Genomic DNA, 19118 nt, shown 5'->3' with positions numbered 1-19118 from the left:
TGAAGCACGCCCCGAAGGGGCGGCTTCAGGGGCGCGGGGAACTGCGCGCCCAGCCACGACTCAGCGGCAGCCTGCATCGGAGAGGACGGGGCAGCCCCTGCTCAGGTTGCCTGCTCGGCTGCTCAGGTTGCCTCGTAGGCGTCGACGCCCTCGGAATCCGGCTTGTCGCCCTCCTCCGGCGTCACCGGAAGTTCGGCGGCGAGCGAGGCGGCGGCCCGCACCAGCGGCAGAGCGAGGAGCGCGCCCGTACCGCCGCCGACGGAAACGCCCTGCTCCAGCAGTGGGTCCACCGCCAAGCGGTCCAGCGCCTTGGCCTGCGCAGGCTCACTGCTCGCCTGGCCCGCCAGCCACCAGTCCGGTGCCCGGAACGCCACGCGCTGGCCCACCAGGGCGCAGGCGGCGGAGACCACGCCGTCCAGGATCACGGGCGTACGGCGCACCGCCGACTGGAGCAGGAAGCCCGTCGTCGCGGTCAGGTCGGCGCCGCCGACGGTGGCGAGGAGCTGCAGTTGGTCGCCCAGGACGGGGCGGGCCCGGCGCAGCCCGTCGCGGATCGCGGCGCACTTGCGCATCCACGCGAGGTCGTCGATGCCGCCCCCGCCGCGCCCGGTCACCACCGAGGCGTCGGTGCCGCAGAGCGCGGCGATCAGCGTCCCGGCGGCCGTGGTGCCGCCGACGCTGAGGTCGCCGAGGACGACCAGGTCGGTGCCCGCGTCGGCCTCCTCGTCGGCGACGGCCATCCCGGCCCGGAACGCCTCCTCGGCCTCCTCGGGCGTCAGCGCGTCCTCGATGTCCAGCCGTCCCGAGGAGCGGCGCACCCGGTGCCGGGTGACCTCGGCGGGGAGCTCGTCCAGCTCGCAATCGAGAGACATGTCGACAATGCGGGCCGGTACGTCGAAGCGGCGCGCGAGCACGGCGGCGGGCGAGTCGCCGTCCAGGGCCTGACGGACCAGCGCGGCGGCGGAGCCGGCCGGGCGGCTCGACACGTCGAGACCGGCGACGCCGTGGTCACCGGCGAAGACGACCATGCGCGGGTGTGCGACCGGATGCACGGGCACCTGCCCCTGCGCGGCGCTCAGCCACTCGCCCAGCTCGTCGAGCCGTCCCAGCGCCCCTTCGGGCAGCCCTGTCCGGGCCCGTCGCTCCTCGGCCTCCCGGCGCACGCCGCCGTGAGGGCGCTCGATGAGATCGGAGAATTCGTCCAGGTCCAACGCCCGCTCACTCATGCCCACGGAGCGTACGGCACGAGGCAGGGCCTTGCCGATCTGGCGTCGGCCCGGAGGGGCGGGGCCGCGGCGGCCCTCACCTCAGGGGATGCGGCAACCCGGCGACCGTCAGCAGGACATGCTCGCACTCGGCGGCGAACGCGGCGTTCAGACGGCCCAGTTCGTCGCGGTAGCGGCGGCCCGAGGGGGTGGCCGGGACGATGCCGGAGCCGACCTCGTTGCTGACGGCGACGACACGGCGGGGCGTGGCGCGTACCGCGCCGATCAGCGACGCGACACGTTCCGCGAGGGCCCGGGAGCCGCCGTTGTCCCAGAGGGAGTCGTCCCAGGCGCGTACGTCGTCCATGGTGTGGGAGAGCCACAGCGAGAGGCAGTCGATGAGCAGCGGCGGGCCGTCCTCGGCCAGCAGCGGTTCGAGGTCGCACGTCTCCTCCGTACGCCACGAGGCGGGCCGCCGCTCGCGGTGCGTGGCGACGCGGGCGCCCCACTCGGCGTCGTCGTCGCGGGTGCCGCTCGTCGCGACGTACACGACGCCGGGGAACGCGACCAGCCGTCGCTCCGCCTCCACCGACTTGCCCGAGCGCGCCCCGCCCAGCACCAGCGTGCGGCGCGGGATGTCCGGCACCGCGTGGTACTCGCCGACCTCCAGCGAGGTGCCGTCCGGCACCGCGCGGGCGCCCGTCGCCGCCAGCCGCCGGTGCAGCTCGCGGCCCGGCGGCACGTCGTGGTCCAGATGGACGGCCAGCACGTCCGTCGTCGGCCCCACGGCCCCCGCCGCGCGCAGCCGCGCCAGCGCGTCGGGCCGCCCGAGGACGTCGAGCAGCACCATGTCGTACGAGGGGCCCTCCCCCTGGAGGGCGCCGTCACCCGCGGGCGCGGCGCCCGGCGGCAGGTAGAGCAGCCGCTCCCCGCCGGGCCCCGTCACCGCGTACCCCGTGCCCGGCGAGTCCAGCGCCAGCGCCCGCACCCGGTGCCCGCTGATCAGCGCCAGCTCCTGGCGGTCGGGGACCCGTACGGGCTGGGGGAGCCCGGCGGGGACCTCCAGTGCGGGGCCGTCGTGCGGATGCGAGAGGAACACCTGCCGTACGCCGCTGAGCGTCTGCCCCGCCCGCGCCGCGGCGAAGGCGGGCCCGGGGGTCAGGTCGAGCAGCAGCGTGCCGTCGACGAGGAGCGCCGTGGCGGCGCGTGCCTCGTCGCCGACGGCGGTGGCGCAGTGGGCGCAGGGACATCCGGGCCGGGGGAGTCCGGCGGGCGCGCCGGTGCCGAGCAGAGTGAGTTCCACCCCCCGATCGTCTCGTGACCTCCGCTCGCCCGCGCACAGGGACCGGTCCGGGTGGGCTACAACCGACAGGACGGGCGGATTTCAGTACCCTGCCGTGAGCGACTGCCGATCTCGGGAGGCATTTGATGGCGTGGACGTGGCGGTTCGAGAAGGAAGACGGCGCGGAGACGGAACCGGCTGTTCAGCCCGAGGAGTTCCCGACGCAGGGGGACGCCGAGTCCTGGATCGGCGAGGTGTGGAAGGAGCTGGTGGACGGCGGGGCCGACCAGGTGACGCTGCTGGAGGACGGCAGCGTGGTCTACGGCCCGATGAGCCTTCACGCGGAGGAGCCGGCGGGCTGACCCGCTGACCCCTCACACGCGCCCGGGCCCCGGCGTCAGGAGCTGGGTGGCGGCCAGTTCGCCGTAGAGGGGGTCGGCGGCCACCAGCTCCTCGTGGGTGCCCGTGGCGCGTACGCGGCCCGCCTCCATGACCACGATCCGGTCGGCGGCCGTGACCGTGGAGAGCCGGTGCGCCACGACCAGCACCGTCGTGGTCCGGGCGGCCTCGGCGACGACCTCGCGCAGCGCCAGCTCGTTCGCGGCGTCCAGCTGCGAGGTCGCCTCGTCCAGGAGCAGCAGGCGGGGGCGGCGCAGCAGGGCCCGTGCGATGGCCACGCGCTGCCGCTCGCCGCCCGACAGCTTGCTGCCGCGGTGTCCGACGACCGTCTCCAGGCCGTCCGGCAGCCGCTCGACGAGGTCCGCGAGCCGGGTCCGTACGAGCGTCTCGCGCAGCGCGTCCTCGTCCGCGTCGGGGGCGGCGAACAGCAGGTTCTCGCGGAGCGTCCCGGCGAGCACGGGGGCGTCCTGCTCGACGTAGCCGATCGCGGAGCGCAGCCGGGACAGGGGCCATGCGCGCAGGTCGCGGCCGTCGAGGAGGACGCGGCCCGCCTCCGGCTCGTAGAACCGCTCGATCAGGCCGAAGACGGTGGTCTTGCCCGCGCCCGAGGGGCCCACGAAGGCCGTCAGGCCGCCGTCGCCGGGCACGGTGAAGGTGACCTCGTGGTGCACGGGCGGCAGCTCGGGGCGGTAGCGGAACGTGACGTCCTCGAAGGCGAGGGAGGCGGGGCCCGAGACGGCGGCCACGGTTCCGGCCGTCTCCTCCGGCTCGGTCTCCAGCCGCTCCGCCTCGCTGATACGGGCGATGGCCGCGCTCCCCTCCTGGTACTCGGAGCCCGCCTCGACCAGCCGGGAGATCGGGTCGGTCAGGTAGAAGAGCGCGAGCAGGAAGGCGACCAGCGTGGAGACCGGGATCGCGCCGGAGGCGACCCGGGCGCCGCCGACGCCGAGCACCACCAGGAACGAGACCTGGATCGCGACGCCCGTGGACGTGTAGGCCACGGACTCCCATTTGGCGGCCCGCACCCCGTGCCGCCACGCCCGCACCGCGGCCTCGTCCACGGTCGCCGCCTCCCGCGCCTCGGCCCCGGACGCCTTGACGGTGCGCAGGGCGCCGAGGGTGCGCTCCAGGGAGGAGGAGATCTCGCCGACCGCGGCCTGGGCGCGCTCGGTGGCCCGGGCGATCCGGGGGTAGACGAAGCCGAGCCCGGCGCCGATCACGACCGTCACCCCCACGGTCACGGCCAGCAGCACCGGGTCGAGGAACGCCATCATCGCCAGCGTCGCGAGGAGTGTGAGGCTGCCCGCGACGACGGAGACCAGGGCGTTGGTGGTGACCTGCTGCAGCAGCGTCGTGTCGGCGGTGACGCGGGACATCAGGTCGCCCGGCTGGACGCGGTCGACGGCGGACATCCGCAGCCGCACCAGCCGCGCCACGAGCTGCCGCCGCGCGGCCAGCACCACGGACTCGGCGGTCCGCTCCAGCACGTAGGCGCCGAAGGACTCGATGACCGTACCGGCCACGATCAGCACGGTCAGCAGGATCAGGACGTCCCCGACGCCCTGTCCCTCGCCGAGCCGGTCGACCAGTTCCTTGGCGGCGAGTGGCTGGATCAGGCCTGTCACCGAGCCGACCAGGGTGAGGAGGCCGCCCAGTGCGATGGCGCCCCTGCGCGGGCGTATGTGGGCGTAGAGCGCCCGCCAGGTCTCCCTGGCGGGCAGCTTGGGCGTCTTCGTGTCGGGAGCGGTCTTCGTGTCCGTGACGGCGGGTTTCTCCGGCTGCGCGGGCATATCGGGAGCAGACCAGCCCCGCTGCCGCCCCGGCAACGGATTTAACGGGCCGGGGCCCTCAGCCGCGCACCCCGCACAGATGCAGCAGCGCCGCGACCGAGCGGTACGGGTCGGTGCGTCCCGCGCTCAGCTCGGCCGCGAGGGCGCGCTCGTCGTCCGTACCGTCCTCGGCGGGGGGTGCGGAGAAGACGTCCACGCCGTACCAGCGCTCCAGCGGGGTGCCGATGCGCTGGAGGAGCGAGGTCAGCCCGTCGAGCCGGAACGCGCGGTCGTCGGAGGTCGCCGCGCGCGCCGCGTTCAGCGCGGCCTGCGCCGCGTCCCAGTCGCCGTCCAGACCGGGCCGCATGGCGAGCGCCGCCTCGTTCCTGATCACCAGCGAGAGCAGGCCCCCGGCGTCCAGCACCCGGGCGAGCCCGGCGAGGGTGCTCTCCGGGTCGCGGGCCTCCTTCAGCACCCCGTGGCACAGCACCACGTCGAAGGTGCCGGGCAGGAAGTGCACGCCCGTGTCCTGGCCGGTGCCGGGGACGAGCTTGAAGCGTTCGCGTATGCCCTCGGGCTCGCGCTCCAGGGCGTCCTTGACGACGTCGAGCAGCGCCGGATCGTTCTCCAGGCCGGTCACCTTGTGGCCCGCGCGGGCCAGCCTGAGTGCCTGGGCGCCCTCGCCCAGGCCCACGTCGAGCACCCGCAGCCGCCTGCCCACCTCGAAGCGGGCGGCGATCTGTTCGTCGAGCTGCCGGGCGACCAGCTCCTGCCGGATCAGGGCTTCTCGCCGCGCTTGACCTGCGGCTTGGGCAGGCGCATGCGGCGCATCTGGAGCGTACGCATCAGCGCGTAGGCGACGGCGCCGCGCTTGGGCTCGTCGGGGTAGCGCTCGCGGAGCCGCTTCTTGAGGCGGACGGCGATCCCGACCGAGTCGAGGATGATCATGATGATCACGACGAGCCACAGCAGCAGCGAGATGTTCTTGAGCTGGAGCGACGGCAGCATGCTCAGCACGAGGATGACCACGGCCATCGGCAGGAAGAACTCGGCCACGCTCCACCGCGAGTCCACGAAGTCGCGCGCGAAGCGCCGCACCGGGCCCTTGTCGCGCGGCGGCAGATAGCGCTCGTCGCCGCTCGCCAGGGCCTCGCGCTGCTTGGCCATGTCGGTACGGCGGGCCTCACGCTGGCGCTTGGCTGCCTCCTTGCGGTTGGCCGGCGCCTTGGCGAGCGTGCGGCGCTGGCTCTGCGCCTCGCTGCGCTTCGGGGTCGGGCGGCCCTTGGGGGCCTCGGGGTCGCGGGTCTGCTGGGGCTCGGCGTCGCTCACCTGGGGGGTTGCCGCCTGCCCGTCTTTCGAACGGCTTCGGAACACGCCTCAAGAGTACGGGGTGGCCCGGAGAGGGCCCCAGTCCGTTGGGGCACGATCCGGCAACGGGCTCCTGCTGCGGGAGGAGGATGCCGCTCCTCCCGCAGCAGGAGCCCAATGCGCTGCGGGGTCTGTAGTCTCGACTGTAGATAAAACGGCCGAACAGTGCGCTGGTGACCCTCTCCCCGTCCGGCGATCGTCTCCGGGCGAAACCAGCCAGAGACAGGGAGCAACCGCGAGCCGTACTGTGGGGTCTGTAGATGTGCCGAGGCTGAGGCTTGAGTCCGTTACGAAGGGGGCGCGCGAGGCCCATGAGCGGTGTCATGAAGCGTATGGGGATGATCTTCCGCGCGAAGGCCAACAAGGCCCTGGACCGGGCTGAGGACCCGCGCGAGACGCTGGACTACTCCTACCAGAAGCAGTTGGAGCTGTTGCAGAAGGTGCGCCGCGGTGTCGCGGACGTCGCCACCTCCCGCAAGCGGCTGGAGCTTCAGCTCAGCCAGTTGCAGGGGCAGTCCTCCAAGCTGGAGGACCAGGGGAAGAAGGCGCTGGCGCTCGGCAGGGAGGACCTGGCGCGTGAGGCTCTTTCGCGCAGGGCCGCGCTCCAGCAGCAGGTCACCGACCTGGAGGGGCAGCACCAGACGCTCCAGGGCGAGGAGGAGAAGCTGACGCTCGCCGCGCAGCGCCTCCAGGCCAAGGTGGACGCCTTCCGCACCAAGAAGGAGACCATCAAGGCGACCTACACGGCGGCCCAGGCGCAGACCCGGATCGGCGAGGCCTTCTCCGGCATCTCGGAGGAGATGGGCGACGTCGGCATGGCCATCCAGCGTGCCGAGGACAAGACGGCGCAGCTCCAGGCGCGCTCCGGCGCGATCGACGAGCTGCTCGCCTCCGGCGCCCTCGACGACCAGTCGGGCATGGCCAAGGACGACATCACCGCCGAGCTGGACCGCCTCTCGGGTGGTACGGACGTGGAGCTGGAGCTCCAGCGGATGAAGGCCGAGCTGGCGGGTGGTCCCACCGGGGGCGGTCAGCAGGCCATCGAGGGGGGAGAGCAGGGCCAGTCGGCCCAGCCAGGCGCCCAGCAGCCGCAGGACACGCCTAAGTTCAGCAAGGAGTGACCCGCGCACCGCGCTGCTGATGACCCCGCCCTCGCGCTAAGGAGAACGCCATGATCGTCAGAATCATGGGCGAAGGCCAGGTGAAGCTGGACGACAGCCACTTCACCGAGCTGAACAAGCTGGACGACGAGCTGCTGGAGGAGATGGAGGGCGGGGACGAGGCGGGCTTCCGTCGCACCCTGGTCGCCCTCCTCGACGCCGTCCGCCGCCTCGGCACCCCGCTGCCCGACGATGCGCTCGAACCCTCCGAGCTGATCCTGCCCGCCGAGGACGCGTCCCTCGATGAGGTGCGGCAGATGCTCAGCGACGACGGGCTCATCCCCGGCTGATCCCCGGCTGACCAGCGAGGACACCGCGCGCCCCGGCCCCGTGGCCGTACGAGGGGGCGCGCGGTGCCATCCGGGAGCCGTACGGTTTCTGCTGTGCCTGCCGCGAATGCCGTGAGAACCATGGACTCGGCCTCCTCCCCGCCCCCCTCCCCGGGCTCCCCCGACGGTTCCGGCAACGGCCGGCTCTGCGAGGTCCGCCGGCGGCTGCGCGACCACCCGTATCTCGTGGACGCGCTGATCGCCGCCGCCGCGTTCGTCCTGGTGCTGATCGGCGCCGCCACCGAGCCGCGCGGTCCCGACGGCGAGCCCCACTTCGGCCAGCGCGAGCTGAACACCCAGACGGTGGTCCTCGCGCTGCTCTCCTGCGGCGTGCTGGCGCTGCGCCGCCGCGCGCCGCTGCCCGTCCTCTGCCTCACCAGCCTCATCTGCGTGGTCGGCCTCGCGCTGGAGACGGGGAACGGGGCGCCGTCCGACCGCCGGGCGCCGCTCGTCCTCGGCGCGGTCATCGCGCTCTACACGGTCTCCAACAGCACGAACCGCCGCACCAGTTGGCGTATCGGCGCCGTCACCGTCGTCGTCCTCACGGCCGCGGGCATGCTCTTCGGCGCCCGTCCCTGGTACGCGCAGGAGAACCTCGGCATCTTCGCCTGGACCGGCATGGCGGCGGCCGTGGGGGAGGCCGTGCGCAACCGGCGGGCCGTCATGGAGGCCATCCGGGAGCGGGCCGAGCGCGCCGAGCGCACCCGCGAGGAGGAGGCGCGGCGGCGCGTCGCCGAGGAGCGGCTGCGCATCGCCCGCGAGCTGCACGACGTGGTGGCCCACCACATCGCGCTCGTCAACGTGCAGGCGGGCGTGGCCTCGCACGTCATGGACCGCCGCCCCGACCAGGCCAAGCAGGCCCTCGCGCACGTACGGGAGGCGAGCAGGCACGCGCTCGGGGAGCTGCAGACGACGGTCGGGCTGCTGCGCCAGTCCGGCGAGAGCGCCGCGCCCACCGAACCGGCGCCGGGGCTCGGGGTGCTGGACGAGCTGCTCGACGGCTTCCGCAGGGCCGGGCTCCACGTGACGCTGGAGGCGCCCTCGCTCGTCTCCCCGGAGGGGGCGCCGCTCTCGTCGGCCGTCGACCTGACCGCGTACCGCGTGGTGCAGGAGGCGCTGACGAACGTCCAGAAGCACGTCGGTACGGGCGCCCGAGCCGAGGTCCGGATCCGCCGCGGCGGGCGGGCGCTGGAGATCACCGTGCTGGACGACGGCGCCGGTACGGTCGGCGGCGGGCCGGAGGAGGACGTTCCGGACGGGGCCGAGACGAACGGCGGGCACGGGCTCGTCGGGATGCGCGAGCGCGCCGCCGCGCTGCACGGCCACTGCGAGACGGGCCCGCTCCCGGGAGGCGGCTTCCGGGTGTACGTACGCTTGCCGCTGGAACCCTCGCCGCCGCGTAAGGAGCTGTCCACGTGATCCGTGTCGTGCTGGCCGACGATCAGGCGCTGCTGCGCAGCGCCTTCCGTGTCCTGGTCGACTCCGAGGCCGACATGGAGGTCGTCGGGGAGGCCGCGGACGGCGCGGAGGCGGTGGCGCTCGTGCGGGAGCGGGGCGCCGACGTCGTGCTGATGGACATCAGGATGCCGGGCACCGACGGGCTCGCCGCGACCCGGGAGATCAGCTCGGACCCGGCGCTCTCCGAGGTCAAGATCGTCATCCTGACCACCTTCGAGGTCGACGACTACGTGGTCCAGTCGCTGCGCGCGGGTGCCTCCGGCTTCCTCGGCAAGGGCGCCGAGCCCGGCGAGCTGCTGACGGCGATACGGACGGCGGCGAAGGGCGAGGCCCTGCTCTCCCCGGTCGCGACGAAGGGCCTGATCGCCAAGTTCCTCGCGCAGGGCGGCGGTTCGGGCGGCGAGGGCGAGGAGGACGGCGGCGCCGGAAGGGCGGCCCGGCTGGCCTCGCTCACCGGGCGTGAGCGCGAGGTGCTGGCCCAGGTCGCGGCCGGGCTCTCCAACGACGAGATCGGCGAGCGCCTCGCGGTCAGCCCGCTCACCGTGAAGACGCATGTCAACAGGACCATGGCGAAGCTCGGCGCGCGCGACAGGGCGCAGTTGGTGGTGGCCGCGTACGAGAGCGGGCTCGTGCGACCCTCGGGCGGAGCCTGACGTACTGCAACCGCAGTACGCGTGCGGGACCAGAAGGGCACCTGAGTCTGAGGGATCGGCTCCGGGTGTGGGTGAAGGTGTAAGCGGCACCGACGTGTGTGCCGTTGAACGCCGCTGTTCCTCCACCCCCCTGGAAGAGAGACCCGTCACCCATGTCCTGGCTGTCCCGCCTCAGCCTCGTCCAGCGTGGGCTGATCGCGCTGATGGCGCTCGTCGCCGTCGTCTTCGGCGCCATCGCCATTCCCCAGCTCAAGCAGCAGCTTCTGCCGTCCATCGACCTGCCCATGGTCTCGGTCATCGCGCCGTACCAGGGCGCGTCGCCCGACGTCGTCGAGAAGCAGGTCGTCAAGCCGCTGGAAGACAACATCCAGGGTGTCGAGGGCATCACCGGCGTCAACGCGACGGCGAGCGAGGGCTCAGCCGTCGTCATGGCGCAGTTCGACTACGGCGAGAACACGGAGCAGACCGTCGCCGACGTCGAGCAGGCCGTGAACCGCACCCGCGGTCAGCTCCCCGACGGCGTGGACCCGCAGGTCGTCTCCGGCGGTACCGACGACATCCCCACCGTCGTGCTTGCGGCCTCCTCCCCGGGCAAGGACCAGCAGGCGCTCAACGACGCGCTGGACTCCTCCGTCGTCCCCGTGCTCAAGGACATCGACGGCGTCGGCCAGGTGACCATCGACGGCGTACGGGACCAGGTCGTCGCGGTCACCCCGGACACCCGGAAGCTGGCGGGCGCGGGCCTGTCGCCCGGTGACCTGTCCAAGGCGCTGGAGGCGGGCGGCGCCTCGCTGCCCGCCGGGTCGTTCGACGAGGACGGCAAGAGCAAGACGGTCCAGGTCGGTTCGGGCTTCACCTCGCTGAAGCAGATCGAGGACCTGCGCGTCCCCGGCAAGGGGGGCAAGGACGCCGTCCGCGTCGGCGAGGTCGCGAAGGTCGAGCAGGCGCCCGACACGGCCACCTCGCTGACCCGTACGAACGGCGAGAGCAGCCTCGCCGTCTCCGTGACCATGGACAACGACGGCAGCGCCGTCGCCATCTCCGACGAGGTCAAGGACAAACTGCCGCAGCTCCGCGACGACCTCGGCAAGGACGCCAAGCTCACGGTCGTCTCCGACCAGGGCCCGGCGGTCTCCAAGTCGATCAGCTCGCTGACCACCGAGGGCCTGCTGGGCCTCGTCTTCGCGGTCGTCGTGATCCTGATCTTCCTGCTGTCGCTGCGCTCGACGCTGGTGACGGCGGTCTCCATCCCGCTCTCCGTCGTCCTCACCCTGATCGTGCTGTGGACCCAGGACCTGTCGCTCAACATGCTGACGCTGGGCGCCCTGACCATCGCCATCGGCCGCGTCGTGGACGACTCGATCGTCGTCCTGGAGAACATCAAGCGGCACCTCGCCTACGGCAAGGAACGCACGACCGCGATCCTCGACGCCGTCAAGGAGGTCTCCGGCGCGATCACCTCGTCCACGCTGACGACGGTGGCCGTCTTCCTGCCGATGGCGTTCGTCGGCGGCATGGTCGGCGCGCTCTTCGGCGGCTTCTCGCTGACGATCACCGTGGCGCTGCTCGCCTCGCTGCTGGTGTCGCTGACGATCGTGCCGGTCCTCTCGTACTGGTTCCTGCGCGCCCCCAAGGCGCTCGCCGGGCTCGACCCGGAGGAGCAGCGCCGCAGGTCCGAGGAGAAGGAGGCCAACAGCCCGCTGCAGCGCCTCTACGTACCGGTGCTGCGGTTCGCCACCCGGCGCCGCTTCACCAGCCTGCTGATCGCCGTCGCCGTGCTCGTCGGCACCTTCGGCATGGCGCCGCTGCTGAAGACCAACTTCTTCGACCAGGGCCAGCAGGAGGCGCTCACCGTCAAGCAGGAGCTCAAGCCCGGCACCAGCCTCTCGGCCTCCGACGAGCAGGCCAAGCGCGTCGAGAAGCTCCTCGCGAAGACGGACGGCGTCGAGGACTACCAGGTCACCGTCGGCTCCGCCGGACTCATGGCGGCCTTCGGCGGCGGTACGGACGCGAACCAGGCCTCGTACCAGATCAAGCTGGACGGGGACGCCGACAGCGACAAGGTCCAGGACGACCTCCGCGACGGCCTCGACAAGCTCGGCGCGGGCATCGGCGACACCACGATCTCGGCCGGCGACGGCTTCGGCGCGCAGGACCTCAGCGTCGTCGTCAAGGCGGGCGACGAGGACGTGCTGCGCGAGGCGTCGGAGAAGGTCCGCAAGAAGGTCGCGGGGCTCGACGACGTCGAGGACGTGCAGAGCGACCTGTCCCAGTCGGTGCCGCGCATCTCGGTCACCGCGAAGCCGGAGGCCGCCCGCTTCGGGCTGAACGACGCGGCGCTCGGCCAGGCCGTCACCCAGGCCGTGAGCGGCACCAAGTCCGGCAAGGCGGTCCTCGACGACACCGAGCGCGACGTCGTCGTGAAGTCCGAACAGCCCGCGAAGACCGTCGCCCAGCTGAAGAAGCTGCCGCTCGGCAAGACGACGCTGGGCAAGGTCGCGGACGTACGGACGGTGAACGGGCCGGTCCAGATGACCCGCATCGACGGCGCCCGCGCCGCCACGGTCACGGCGAAGCCGACCGGTGAGAACACCGGCGCCGTCGGCACCAAGCTCCAGACCGAGATCGACAAGCTGGATCTGCCGAAGGGCGCGACGGCGGAGATCGGCGGCGTCTCCGAGGACCAGGACGAGGCGTTCGCCTCGCTGGGCCTGGCGATGCTCGCGGCGATCGCGATCGTCTTCATGCTGCTGGTCGCGACGTTCCGCTCGCTGATCCAGCCGCTGATCCTGCTGGTCTCGATCCCGTTCGCCGCCACGGGAGCCCTGGGCCTCCTCGTCGCCACCGGCACCCCGATGGGCGTCCCCGCGATGATCGGCATGCTGATGCTGATCGGCATCGTGGTGACGAACGCGATCGTGCTGATCGACCTGATCAACCAGTACCGGGCGCAGGGCTACGGCGTGATCGACGCGGTCGTCGAGGGCGGCCGTCACCGCCTCCGTCCCATCCTGATGACGGCGCTGGCCACGATCTGTGCCCTGACGCCGATGGCCCTCGCGGTCACGGGCGACGGCGGCTTCATCTCGCAGCCGCTGGCGGTCGTCGTGATCGGCGGCCTGATCACCTCGACCCTCCTCACGCTCCTTCTGGTCCCGACCCTCTACGCGATGGTCGAGCTCCGGAAGGAACGCCGGGCGGCGAAGAAGGCCGCCGCCTCGGCCTCTGCGGAGGCGGCACCTCCTTCACCGCGTGAACCGGAACTGACGGAATCCCGTTGAACCCCGGGGGCCCGGCCAACCCGTGGGGGGTCTTGGCCGGGCCCCCGGCCCCGGAGCACCTTCGCTCCGCCCTCCGCCCCACTGTGCTTGGGAAGTCTGCGCAAGGCGCAGGGTTGGCAAGCGCAGCCCCCCACGCCGGGTGACCCGCGTGCAAGGGCCGCGCCCGGGGTGCCCCGGGCTGTGCTTCGCGGGCCGCGCCCGCGTCGGGGCTGGGCGCGCAGTTCCCCGCGCCCCTGAGGGAGAAGGGGCAAGCCCTGACGCGGCGGAGCCGCACATAGACACAGGCCCGCGCGCCTAGAGGGCAAGCCCCGACGCCTCGTACCGGGGGCGTAGGGCCCGGGGGCCTACAAGAAGGCCCCCGAGGGGATGTACGGCGCAGGCGGGCGCATGCCGCGGTAGCAGACGAAACCCGCCGCCTCAAGATCGAGCCCGGCACCAAGCCCCACGTCGACGGCCCACTGCTGCTCGGCCGTGATGTCCCAGATCTCCGCGGTGACGCCCTCCGCGAGCCCGAGAAGGGCGGAGGTCAGGACCCGGGTCGCCATCCGGCGCGACGTCGCCGCGAGCAGCTCGACACGGCCCCGCTCACGGACGTAGCAGTACGCGCTCCCCGCGAGGTCGTCCGCGACGACGAGCCGGTGGTGCGCGAGCAGGTAGTCGTGGTCGGGGCCGTGCGCCCCGCCCCGGAGCCGCCGGTCCACCGAGTCCATCAGGTCGCGGTCGCGGGCCGAGCCCTCGACCGCCGGGCCGTCCGGCGGGTCGAGCCGCGTGCGGTCGACGACGCCGCGCATCCGGATCGTGGGGTGCACCTCGAAGCCCGCGCGCCGGTACGTCCGTACGGCCGCGGGGTGGCGGGAGGAGCAGATGATGCCGCGCAGGCAGCCCCGCCCGTACTCCAGGGCCCGGCTCAGCAGTGCCGTCCCCACGCCCTTGCCCTGCGCGCCGGGGAGGACGACCAGGAGCGAGAGGCCCCACGTCCCCTCGCGGATGACGGACTGCGCGACGCCGACGGCCTGCCCGGACTCGTCCTCGGCGAGCCAGCTCCCGGCGGGGTCGGTGCGCACGAAGTGGCGGATCTTCTCGTGCCGTCGCGCGATCCGTTCGGCGTCGGGCGGGGCCTCCGGGGGCTCGCCCTTGAGCGCGTGCGAGTCCCCGAAGGCGGCGGCGGCCAACAGCCGTACCGTCTCGGCGTCTTCGGGGGTGTCCCTGACCGGACGCAGGAGTATGGGTGGCATTTGCCGCAGGCTACGGCAGCGCCAGCATCCGCTCCAGCGCGATTTTCGCGAACTTCTCGGTCTCCGCGTCGACCTCGATCCGGTTGACCACCGTGCCGTCCGCGAGGGACTCCAGGGCCCAGACGAGGTGCGGGAGGTCGATCCGGTTCATGGTCGAGCAGAAGCAGACCGTGCGGTCGAGGAAGACGATCTCCTTGTCCTCCTCCGCGAACCGGTTCGCCAGCCGCCGCACGAGGTTCAGCTCGGTGCCGATGGCCCACTTGGAGCCGCGCGGGGCGGCCTCCAGGGCCTTGATGATGTGCTCGGTCGAGCCGACCTCGTCGGCCGCCGCGACCACCTCGTTCTTGCACTCGGGGTGGACGAGGACGCGGACGCCGGGGATCCGCTCGCGGACCTCGCGCACCGAGTCCAGCGAGAAGCGGCCGTGCACCGAGCAGTGGCCGCGCCACAGGATCATCTTCGCGTCGCGGAGCTGCTCGGGGGTGAGGCCGCCGCCGGGCTTGTGCGGGTTGTAGACCACGCAGTCGTCGAGGGAGAGGCCCATGTCGCGGACCGCGGTGTTCCGCCCGAGGTGCTGGTCGGGGAGGAAGAGGACCTTCTCGCCCTGCTGGAAGGCCCAGTCCAGGGCCCGCTTCGCGTTGGACGAGGTGCAGATCGTGCCGCCGTGGCGGCCGGTGAAGGCCTTGATGTCCGCCGAGGAGTTCATGTACGACACCGGGACGGTGGTGTCCGCGACGCCCGCGTCCGTCAGCACGTCCCAGCACTCGGCGACCTGCTCGGCCGTGGCCATGTCGGCCATCGAGCAGCCCGCGGCCAGGTCGGGCAGCACGACCTGCTGCGCGGAGCTGGTGAGGATGTCGGCGGACTCGGCCATGAAGTGCACACCGCAGAACACGATGTACTCCGCCTCGGGGCGGGCGGCGGCCTCGCGCGCCAGCTTGAAGGAGTCCCCGGTCACGTCGGCGAACTCGATGACCTCGTCCCGCTGGTAGTGGTGCCCGAGGACGAAGACGCGGTCGCCGAGCCGCTCCTTGGCCGCGCGGGCGCGGGCCACCAGGTCCGGGTCGGAGGGGGCGGGGAGATCGCCGGGACACTCGACACCGCGCTCGCTCTTCGGGTCGGCCTCGCGGCCGAGCAGCAGCAGCGCGAGCGGTGTCGGCTGTACGTCCAGGGGCTGGGCGGCACTCAACGGATCCACCCTTTCTGTAAGCACCACACGGGGCATCTCGGAGACTTCTCGTCTAACTGACGTTATCTATCATAGCCGCTTCGCGTCACTTTGACGATGCCCATCGCGTCGATGTGACGCATTCCCAGTGCCGTACGCGATGTGCGAGCATCGGGAGCAGCAAGGAAAAGTTCGTGCCGCTCCTGGAATGAATCCGGGAGGCCGTCGGTTGAAGCCGTTGGCCAGAGCAGTCCGTACAACCCGGGAGAGAAGCAGATGTCCGTTTCGGACGAGACCGCTGTAAGCGAGGGCATCATCCTGTCCGACGCCGCCGCCTCGAAGGTCAAGAGCCTGCTTGAGCAGGAAGGCCGTGACGACCTGGCGCTGCGCGTCGCCGTCCAGCCGGGTGGCTGCTCGGGCCTGCGCTATCAGCTCTTCTTCGACGAGCGCGCGCTCGACGGCGATGTCGTGAAGGACTTCGACGGTGTGAAGGTCGTCACCGACCGGATGAGCGCCCCGTACCTCGGCGGCGCCTCCATCGACTTCGTCGACACGATCGAGAAGCAGGGCTTCACGATCGACAATCCGAACGCCACCGGCTCCTGCGCCTGCGGCGACAGCTTCAACTGACGCCCGGTCCACCACCGCGCGCGAAGGGCGGCGGGCTCCCCCCACCAGGGACCCGCCGCCCAGTCATGTCCGCCCCGTCATGCGCGGGGCGTGCCCGGCCTCAGCGCCGCGGCAGCACGTCGCCGTCCCGCGCGTCCACGACCTTGCGGTCGCCGAGGGCCTTGTCGAGCGTGACCTCCGTGGTCATCCGCTGGGCGATCTTCACGCAGACCTTCTTGTCCGGGTCCTTCGGCTTCGAGCTCAGGGAGATCCGCACCTTCGAGCCGGACTCGTCGGCCTCGGCCTTGTAGGTGTCGCAGACACCGCCCCAGAAGGTCAGCTTCAGCTTCTTGCCGTCCGCCTCGTACGAGTTGAGCGCCTGCGGGCCACCCTTGCCCGAGCCGCCGCCCGCGCCGATGCCGCCGCCTCCCGGCGCGTTGTTCGTGGGCCTCTCGGTCTGCGAGGGGCTCTCCGGCTGTCCCGGCTTCCCGCTCGGGGCACCGGCCGAGTCGGACAGCTTCAGGAACTTGGGCTCCACCGCCGGGTAGGCCAGCGGGTAGGTCCCCTTGCCGCTCGACTGCCGCACGTCGTAGATCCACGACGGTACGAGCACCGGCTTGCCGTCCGAGGACTGCATCGCGTACCCGAACGTGGCGCCGACGACCTTCTCCGGGCCCTTCTGCTTCCCCGGTACGCCGGGACCGCCCGCAGGGCAGGACGGGCCCGGGACGAAGTCCCGCTTCAGGGCTATGGCGTCCTGCGGACGCGACGGGTCCCCCATGTGCGGCGTCGCGCACTGCACGGTGAAGCCGCCGCCCTTCTGGCGCGCCTTGTTCAGCTCGTTGAGCGTCTGGCTCGCGCTCATCACCGGGTACTCGTCGCCCTTGTCGCTGTCGCCCCAGTCGCCCATGGCGTGCACGATCCGGCCGTCCTTGGCGACCAGGAACGTGCTCTCCCAGCCGTGCGTGGCCTTCCCGTCGATCTTCGGCTCGGCCGTGACCGTACGGGCGGAGCCCACCGTCGGCTTCGCGTCCAGCTCGGCGTCCTCCAGGTCCAGCGCCTTCAGCACCGGGCGCACCGCGTCCTTCGCCTTGTCCTCCGAGGCCGGCTCGCCCTTGCCGATGCCGGGCCCCGGCAGGCACTGCGGGCCGGCGCCAGGCTTCGGCTTCTTGCCGCCGCCGCGCAGCTGCTCCTGGCCCGGCGCCGGCATGGCGCACCGTCCGGTCGCCGCGCCCTGGCTCATGTACGACCACTCCGGGCCCTCGTCGCCGAGGTTGACCCCGAGCATGGGGTCGCCGGGCCTGGACTTGCCCTCGTCCCTGACCTCCCAGTGGTCGTCCTGCTTGCTGGGCTTCCCGTCGAGCTTCAGGGCCTTGGCCAGCTCCTCGATCTGGGCCTCGCTCGCCCGCCGGTCCGTGCGGTGCACGGCCGCCGTGTCGGGCCCGTCGGGCAGGTCGGCCTCGGCCTTCAGCGCGCGCGGCCCCATCGGCTCGCCCGGCGCGATGCCGGGGCCGCCCTTGTCGGACCGCGCCGCGCCCTGCGCGTTCGCCGCCTGTCCGTCGAGGGTCAGCCGGGGCGGGGTCGGTGCGTCGCCGGCCGAGGTGTCGTCCCCGCCGTCCGAGGCGACCGACGCCCAGTAGGCGCCGCCACCTCCGGCCAGCAGCACCGCTGCGGCGACGGAGACGACCGCAAGCTGCCTCCGGCGCCGCTGAGGTCCGGGCCGCTCCTCGGGTTCGGGGGAGTGGTCTGTGCTCACCGTATTGCTCCTTCGGCTCCACGCGTTGTGCGTCCCTGACGGCGGTGGGACGGAGCCGGGAAGCGGTCGGTTCCCCTCCGGTGATCTCTGCCGGTGGTCTCTGCCGATCTCCCGCCCGTCAGTCCCCGTACTCGGACATGCCGTCCAGCAGGCGCGCGTACCGCCGGGGCACCTGGACGCCGTGCAGCGCGCGGGGCGGCGCCGGGGCCCTGCCGGGCGGGAGCGTCACCACCCAGTGCGGCGTCATTTGCGCACAGTCACCGAGCAGTTGCTCCAGCGACTCGTGCTCAGGGTTCGAGGGCAGGTGCTTTTCCATGTCACCGACGCTACGCATTCCACGGAGTGCCCGGAAGGCCCTACTATTTGGTAATTGTGTCCTGTTCGGGGATCGGAGGGGAGCGGGTAGCGTTATTTGCGCCCGCCATTCCTCAATCAGGAGCAGAAATCGTCGTGCGTATCGCAGTCAGCGGCTCCATCGCAAACGACCACCTGATGACGTTCCCGGGGCGTTTCTCCGACCAACTGGTCGCCGACCAGTTGCATACGGTCTCGCTCTCCTTCCTCGTCGACGCCCTGGAGATCCGCCGCGGCGGCGTCGGGGCCAACATCGCCTTCGGGATGGGCCAGCTCGGTGCCCGGCCCGTCCTCGTCGGCGCCGCCGGGGAGGACTTCGAGGAGTACCGCGCCTGGCTCGAACGCCACGGCGTGGACACCGCCTCGGTCCGCATCTCCGAGGTCCTGCACACCGCCCGCTTCGTCTGCACCACCGACGCCGATCACAACCAGATCGGCTCCTTCTACACCGGCGCCATGAGCGAGGCCCGGCACATCGAACTCCAGCACGTGGCCGACCGCGTGGGCCGTCTCGACCTCGTCTGCATCAGCGCGGACGACCCCGAGGGCATGATCCGCCACACCGAGGAGTGCCGTACCCGCGGCATCCCCTTCGCCGCCGACTACTCGCAGCAGATCGCGCGGATGGACGGCGAGGGCATCCGCGAGCTCACCGAGGGCGCGACCTACCTCTTCTCGAACGAGTACGAGAAGGAGCTGATCGAGACCAAGACCGGCTGGAGCGACGAGGACATCCTCAAGAAGGTCGGCACCCGCGTCACCACGCTCGGCAAGAAGGGTGCCCGCATCGACCGGCTCGGCGAGGCGCCGATCCACGTCGAGTGCCCCCAGGAGAAGGTCAAGGCCGAGCCGACGGGTGTCGGCGACGCCTTCCGCGCAGGCTTCCTCTCCGGCCTGAGCTGGGGCGTCAGCCTTGAGCGTGCCGCGCAGATCGGCTGCATGCTGGCGACTCTCGTCATCGAGACGGTCGGTACGCAGGAGTACGAGCTGAAGCGGGTCCACTTCGTCGAGCGCTTCACCGGTGCCTACGGTGAGGCCGCCGCGGAAGAGATCCGCGCCCACCTCCCGGCCTGACCCGTACATAAGAGGGGC

Annotated in this window: 17 protein-coding genes; 8 read left to right on the top strand and 9 right to left on the bottom strand. The window is 72.1% G+C overall.

All coding sequences use genetic code 11. The annotated features are described in order from the left end of the window. Nucleotides 1–122: 122 nt before the first annotated feature. A complete protein-coding gene (locus ACGF3A_RS20415; RefSeq protein WP_393731618.1) occupies nucleotides 123–1226 on the bottom strand; it encodes a nicotinate-nucleotide--dimethylbenzimidazole phosphoribosyltransferase in 1104 nt (367 codons plus the stop codon). 76 nt (nucleotides 1227–1302) lie between these two features. Beyond that, entirely contained in the window at nucleotides 1303–2508 is a 1206-nt protein-coding gene (locus ACGF3A_RS20410) for a bifunctional adenosylcobinamide kinase/adenosylcobinamide-phosphate guanylyltransferase (RefSeq protein WP_393731617.1), read from the bottom strand. 125 nt (nucleotides 2509–2633) lie between these two features. Here ACGF3A_RS20410 and ACGF3A_RS20405 point away from each other — a divergent pair, with 125 nt between their 5' ends. Further along, on the top strand, nucleotides 2634–2849 hold the full coding sequence (locus ACGF3A_RS20405; RefSeq protein ID WP_393731616.1) for a hypothetical protein: 216 nt from the start codon (nucleotides 2634–2636) through the stop codon (nucleotides 2847–2849). A gap of 12 nt (nucleotides 2850–2861) precedes the next feature. On the opposite strand, the gene ACGF3A_RS20400 is transcribed toward ACGF3A_RS20405, so the two are convergent. Genes ACGF3A_RS20400 through ACGF3A_RS20390 form a run of 3 tightly spaced genes read right to left on the bottom strand, consistent with a single transcriptional unit; the run spans nucleotide 2862 to nucleotide 6029 of the window. Further along, entirely contained in the window at nucleotides 2862–4676 is a 1815-nt protein-coding gene (locus ACGF3A_RS20400) for an ABC transporter ATP-binding protein (RefSeq protein ID WP_393731615.1), read from the bottom strand. Between the two features lie 58 nt (nucleotides 4677–4734). After that, nucleotides 4735–5436 (bottom strand): class I SAM-dependent methyltransferase, encoded by a 702-nt coding sequence (locus ACGF3A_RS20395; RefSeq protein ID WP_393731904.1) that lies wholly within the window; start codon nucleotides 5434–5436, stop codon nucleotides 4735–4737. Continuing rightward, on the bottom strand, nucleotides 5433–6029 hold the full coding sequence (locus ACGF3A_RS20390) for a DUF3043 domain-containing protein (RefSeq protein WP_393731614.1): 597 nt from the start codon (nucleotides 6027–6029) through the stop codon (nucleotides 5433–5435). Before ACGF3A_RS20390 ends, ACGF3A_RS20395 begins: the two co-directional genes overlap by 4 nt. A 305-nt stretch (nucleotides 6030–6334) precedes the next feature. Between ACGF3A_RS20390 and ACGF3A_RS20385 the strand changes: the two genes are divergently transcribed. From ACGF3A_RS20385 to ACGF3A_RS20365, 5 genes are all read left to right on the top strand, one after another. Next, entirely contained in the window at nucleotides 6335–7144 is an 810-nt protein-coding gene (locus tag ACGF3A_RS20385) for a PspA/IM30 family protein (protein WP_393731613.1), read from the top strand. Between the two features lie 50 nt (nucleotides 7145–7194). Next, nucleotides 7195–7473 carry a hypothetical protein gene (locus tag ACGF3A_RS20380; protein WP_393731612.1) on the top strand — a complete coding sequence of 93 codons (279 nt, stop codon included), beginning with the start codon at nucleotides 7195–7197 and terminating at the stop codon, nucleotides 7471–7473. 120 nt (nucleotides 7474–7593) lie between these two features. Beyond that, complete coding sequence (locus ACGF3A_RS20375; RefSeq protein WP_393731611.1) at nucleotides 7594–8931, top strand: sensor histidine kinase; 1338 nt, start codon at nucleotides 7594–7596, stop codon at nucleotides 8929–8931. Continuing rightward, nucleotides 8928–9623: a response regulator gene (locus ACGF3A_RS20370; RefSeq protein ID WP_393731610.1), complete on the top strand. Its 696-nt coding sequence runs from the start codon at nucleotides 8928–8930 to the stop codon at nucleotides 9621–9623. Before ACGF3A_RS20375 ends, ACGF3A_RS20370 begins: the two co-directional genes overlap by 4 nt. 152 nt (nucleotides 9624–9775) lie before the next feature. Beyond that, complete coding sequence (locus tag ACGF3A_RS20365) at nucleotides 9776–12904, top strand: efflux RND transporter permease subunit (RefSeq protein WP_393731609.1); 3129 nt, start codon at nucleotides 9776–9778, stop codon at nucleotides 12902–12904. Between the two features lie 344 nt (nucleotides 12905–13248). Here the strand turns inward: ACGF3A_RS20365 and ACGF3A_RS20360 are convergent, their stop codons facing one another. Further along, the gene (locus ACGF3A_RS20360; protein ID WP_393731903.1) at nucleotides 13249–14130 is read right to left on the bottom strand and encodes a GNAT family N-acetyltransferase; all 882 of its coding nucleotides are present in this window, start codon (nucleotides 14128–14130) and stop codon (nucleotides 13249–13251) included. Between the two features lie 19 nt (nucleotides 14131–14149). Next, the gene (nadA, locus tag ACGF3A_RS20355; RefSeq protein ID WP_393731608.1) at nucleotides 14150–15364 is read right to left on the bottom strand and encodes a quinolinate synthase NadA; all 1215 of its coding nucleotides are present in this window, start codon (nucleotides 15362–15364) and stop codon (nucleotides 14150–14152) included. 219 nt (nucleotides 15365–15583) lie between these two features. Between nadA and ACGF3A_RS20350 the strand changes: the two genes are divergently transcribed. After that, nucleotides 15584–15937 carry a HesB/IscA family protein gene (locus ACGF3A_RS20350; RefSeq protein WP_393731607.1) on the top strand — a complete coding sequence of 118 codons (354 nt, stop codon included), beginning with the start codon at nucleotides 15584–15586 and terminating at the stop codon, nucleotides 15935–15937. A 100-nt stretch (nucleotides 15938–16037) separates the two neighbouring features. Here ACGF3A_RS20350 and ACGF3A_RS20345 read toward each other — a convergent pair whose 3' ends face one another. Then, entirely contained in the window at nucleotides 16038–17672 is a 1635-nt protein-coding gene (locus tag ACGF3A_RS20345; RefSeq protein ID WP_393731606.1) for a hypothetical protein, read from the bottom strand. Between the two features lie 118 nt (nucleotides 17673–17790). Continuing rightward, nucleotides 17791–17988, bottom strand: coding sequence for a hypothetical protein (locus ACGF3A_RS20340; protein ID WP_393731605.1), 198 nt, complete (start codon nucleotides 17986–17988; stop codon nucleotides 17791–17793). Between the two features lie 134 nt (nucleotides 17989–18122). On the opposite strand from ACGF3A_RS20340, the gene ACGF3A_RS20335 reads away from it, so the two are divergent. After that, nucleotides 18123–19100, top strand: coding sequence for a carbohydrate kinase family protein (locus tag ACGF3A_RS20335; protein ID WP_393731604.1), 978 nt, complete (start codon nucleotides 18123–18125; stop codon nucleotides 19098–19100). Nucleotides 19101–19118 lie beyond the last annotated feature (18 nt).

Source organism: Streptomyces sp. NPDC048172, assembly GCF_043202595.1.
Classification (GTDB): Bacteria; Actinomycetota; Actinomycetes; order Streptomycetales; family Streptomycetaceae; genus Streptomyces.
Note: the sequence above shows the minus strand (reverse complement) of the source record. Positions and strands in the feature narration are given on the sequence as shown.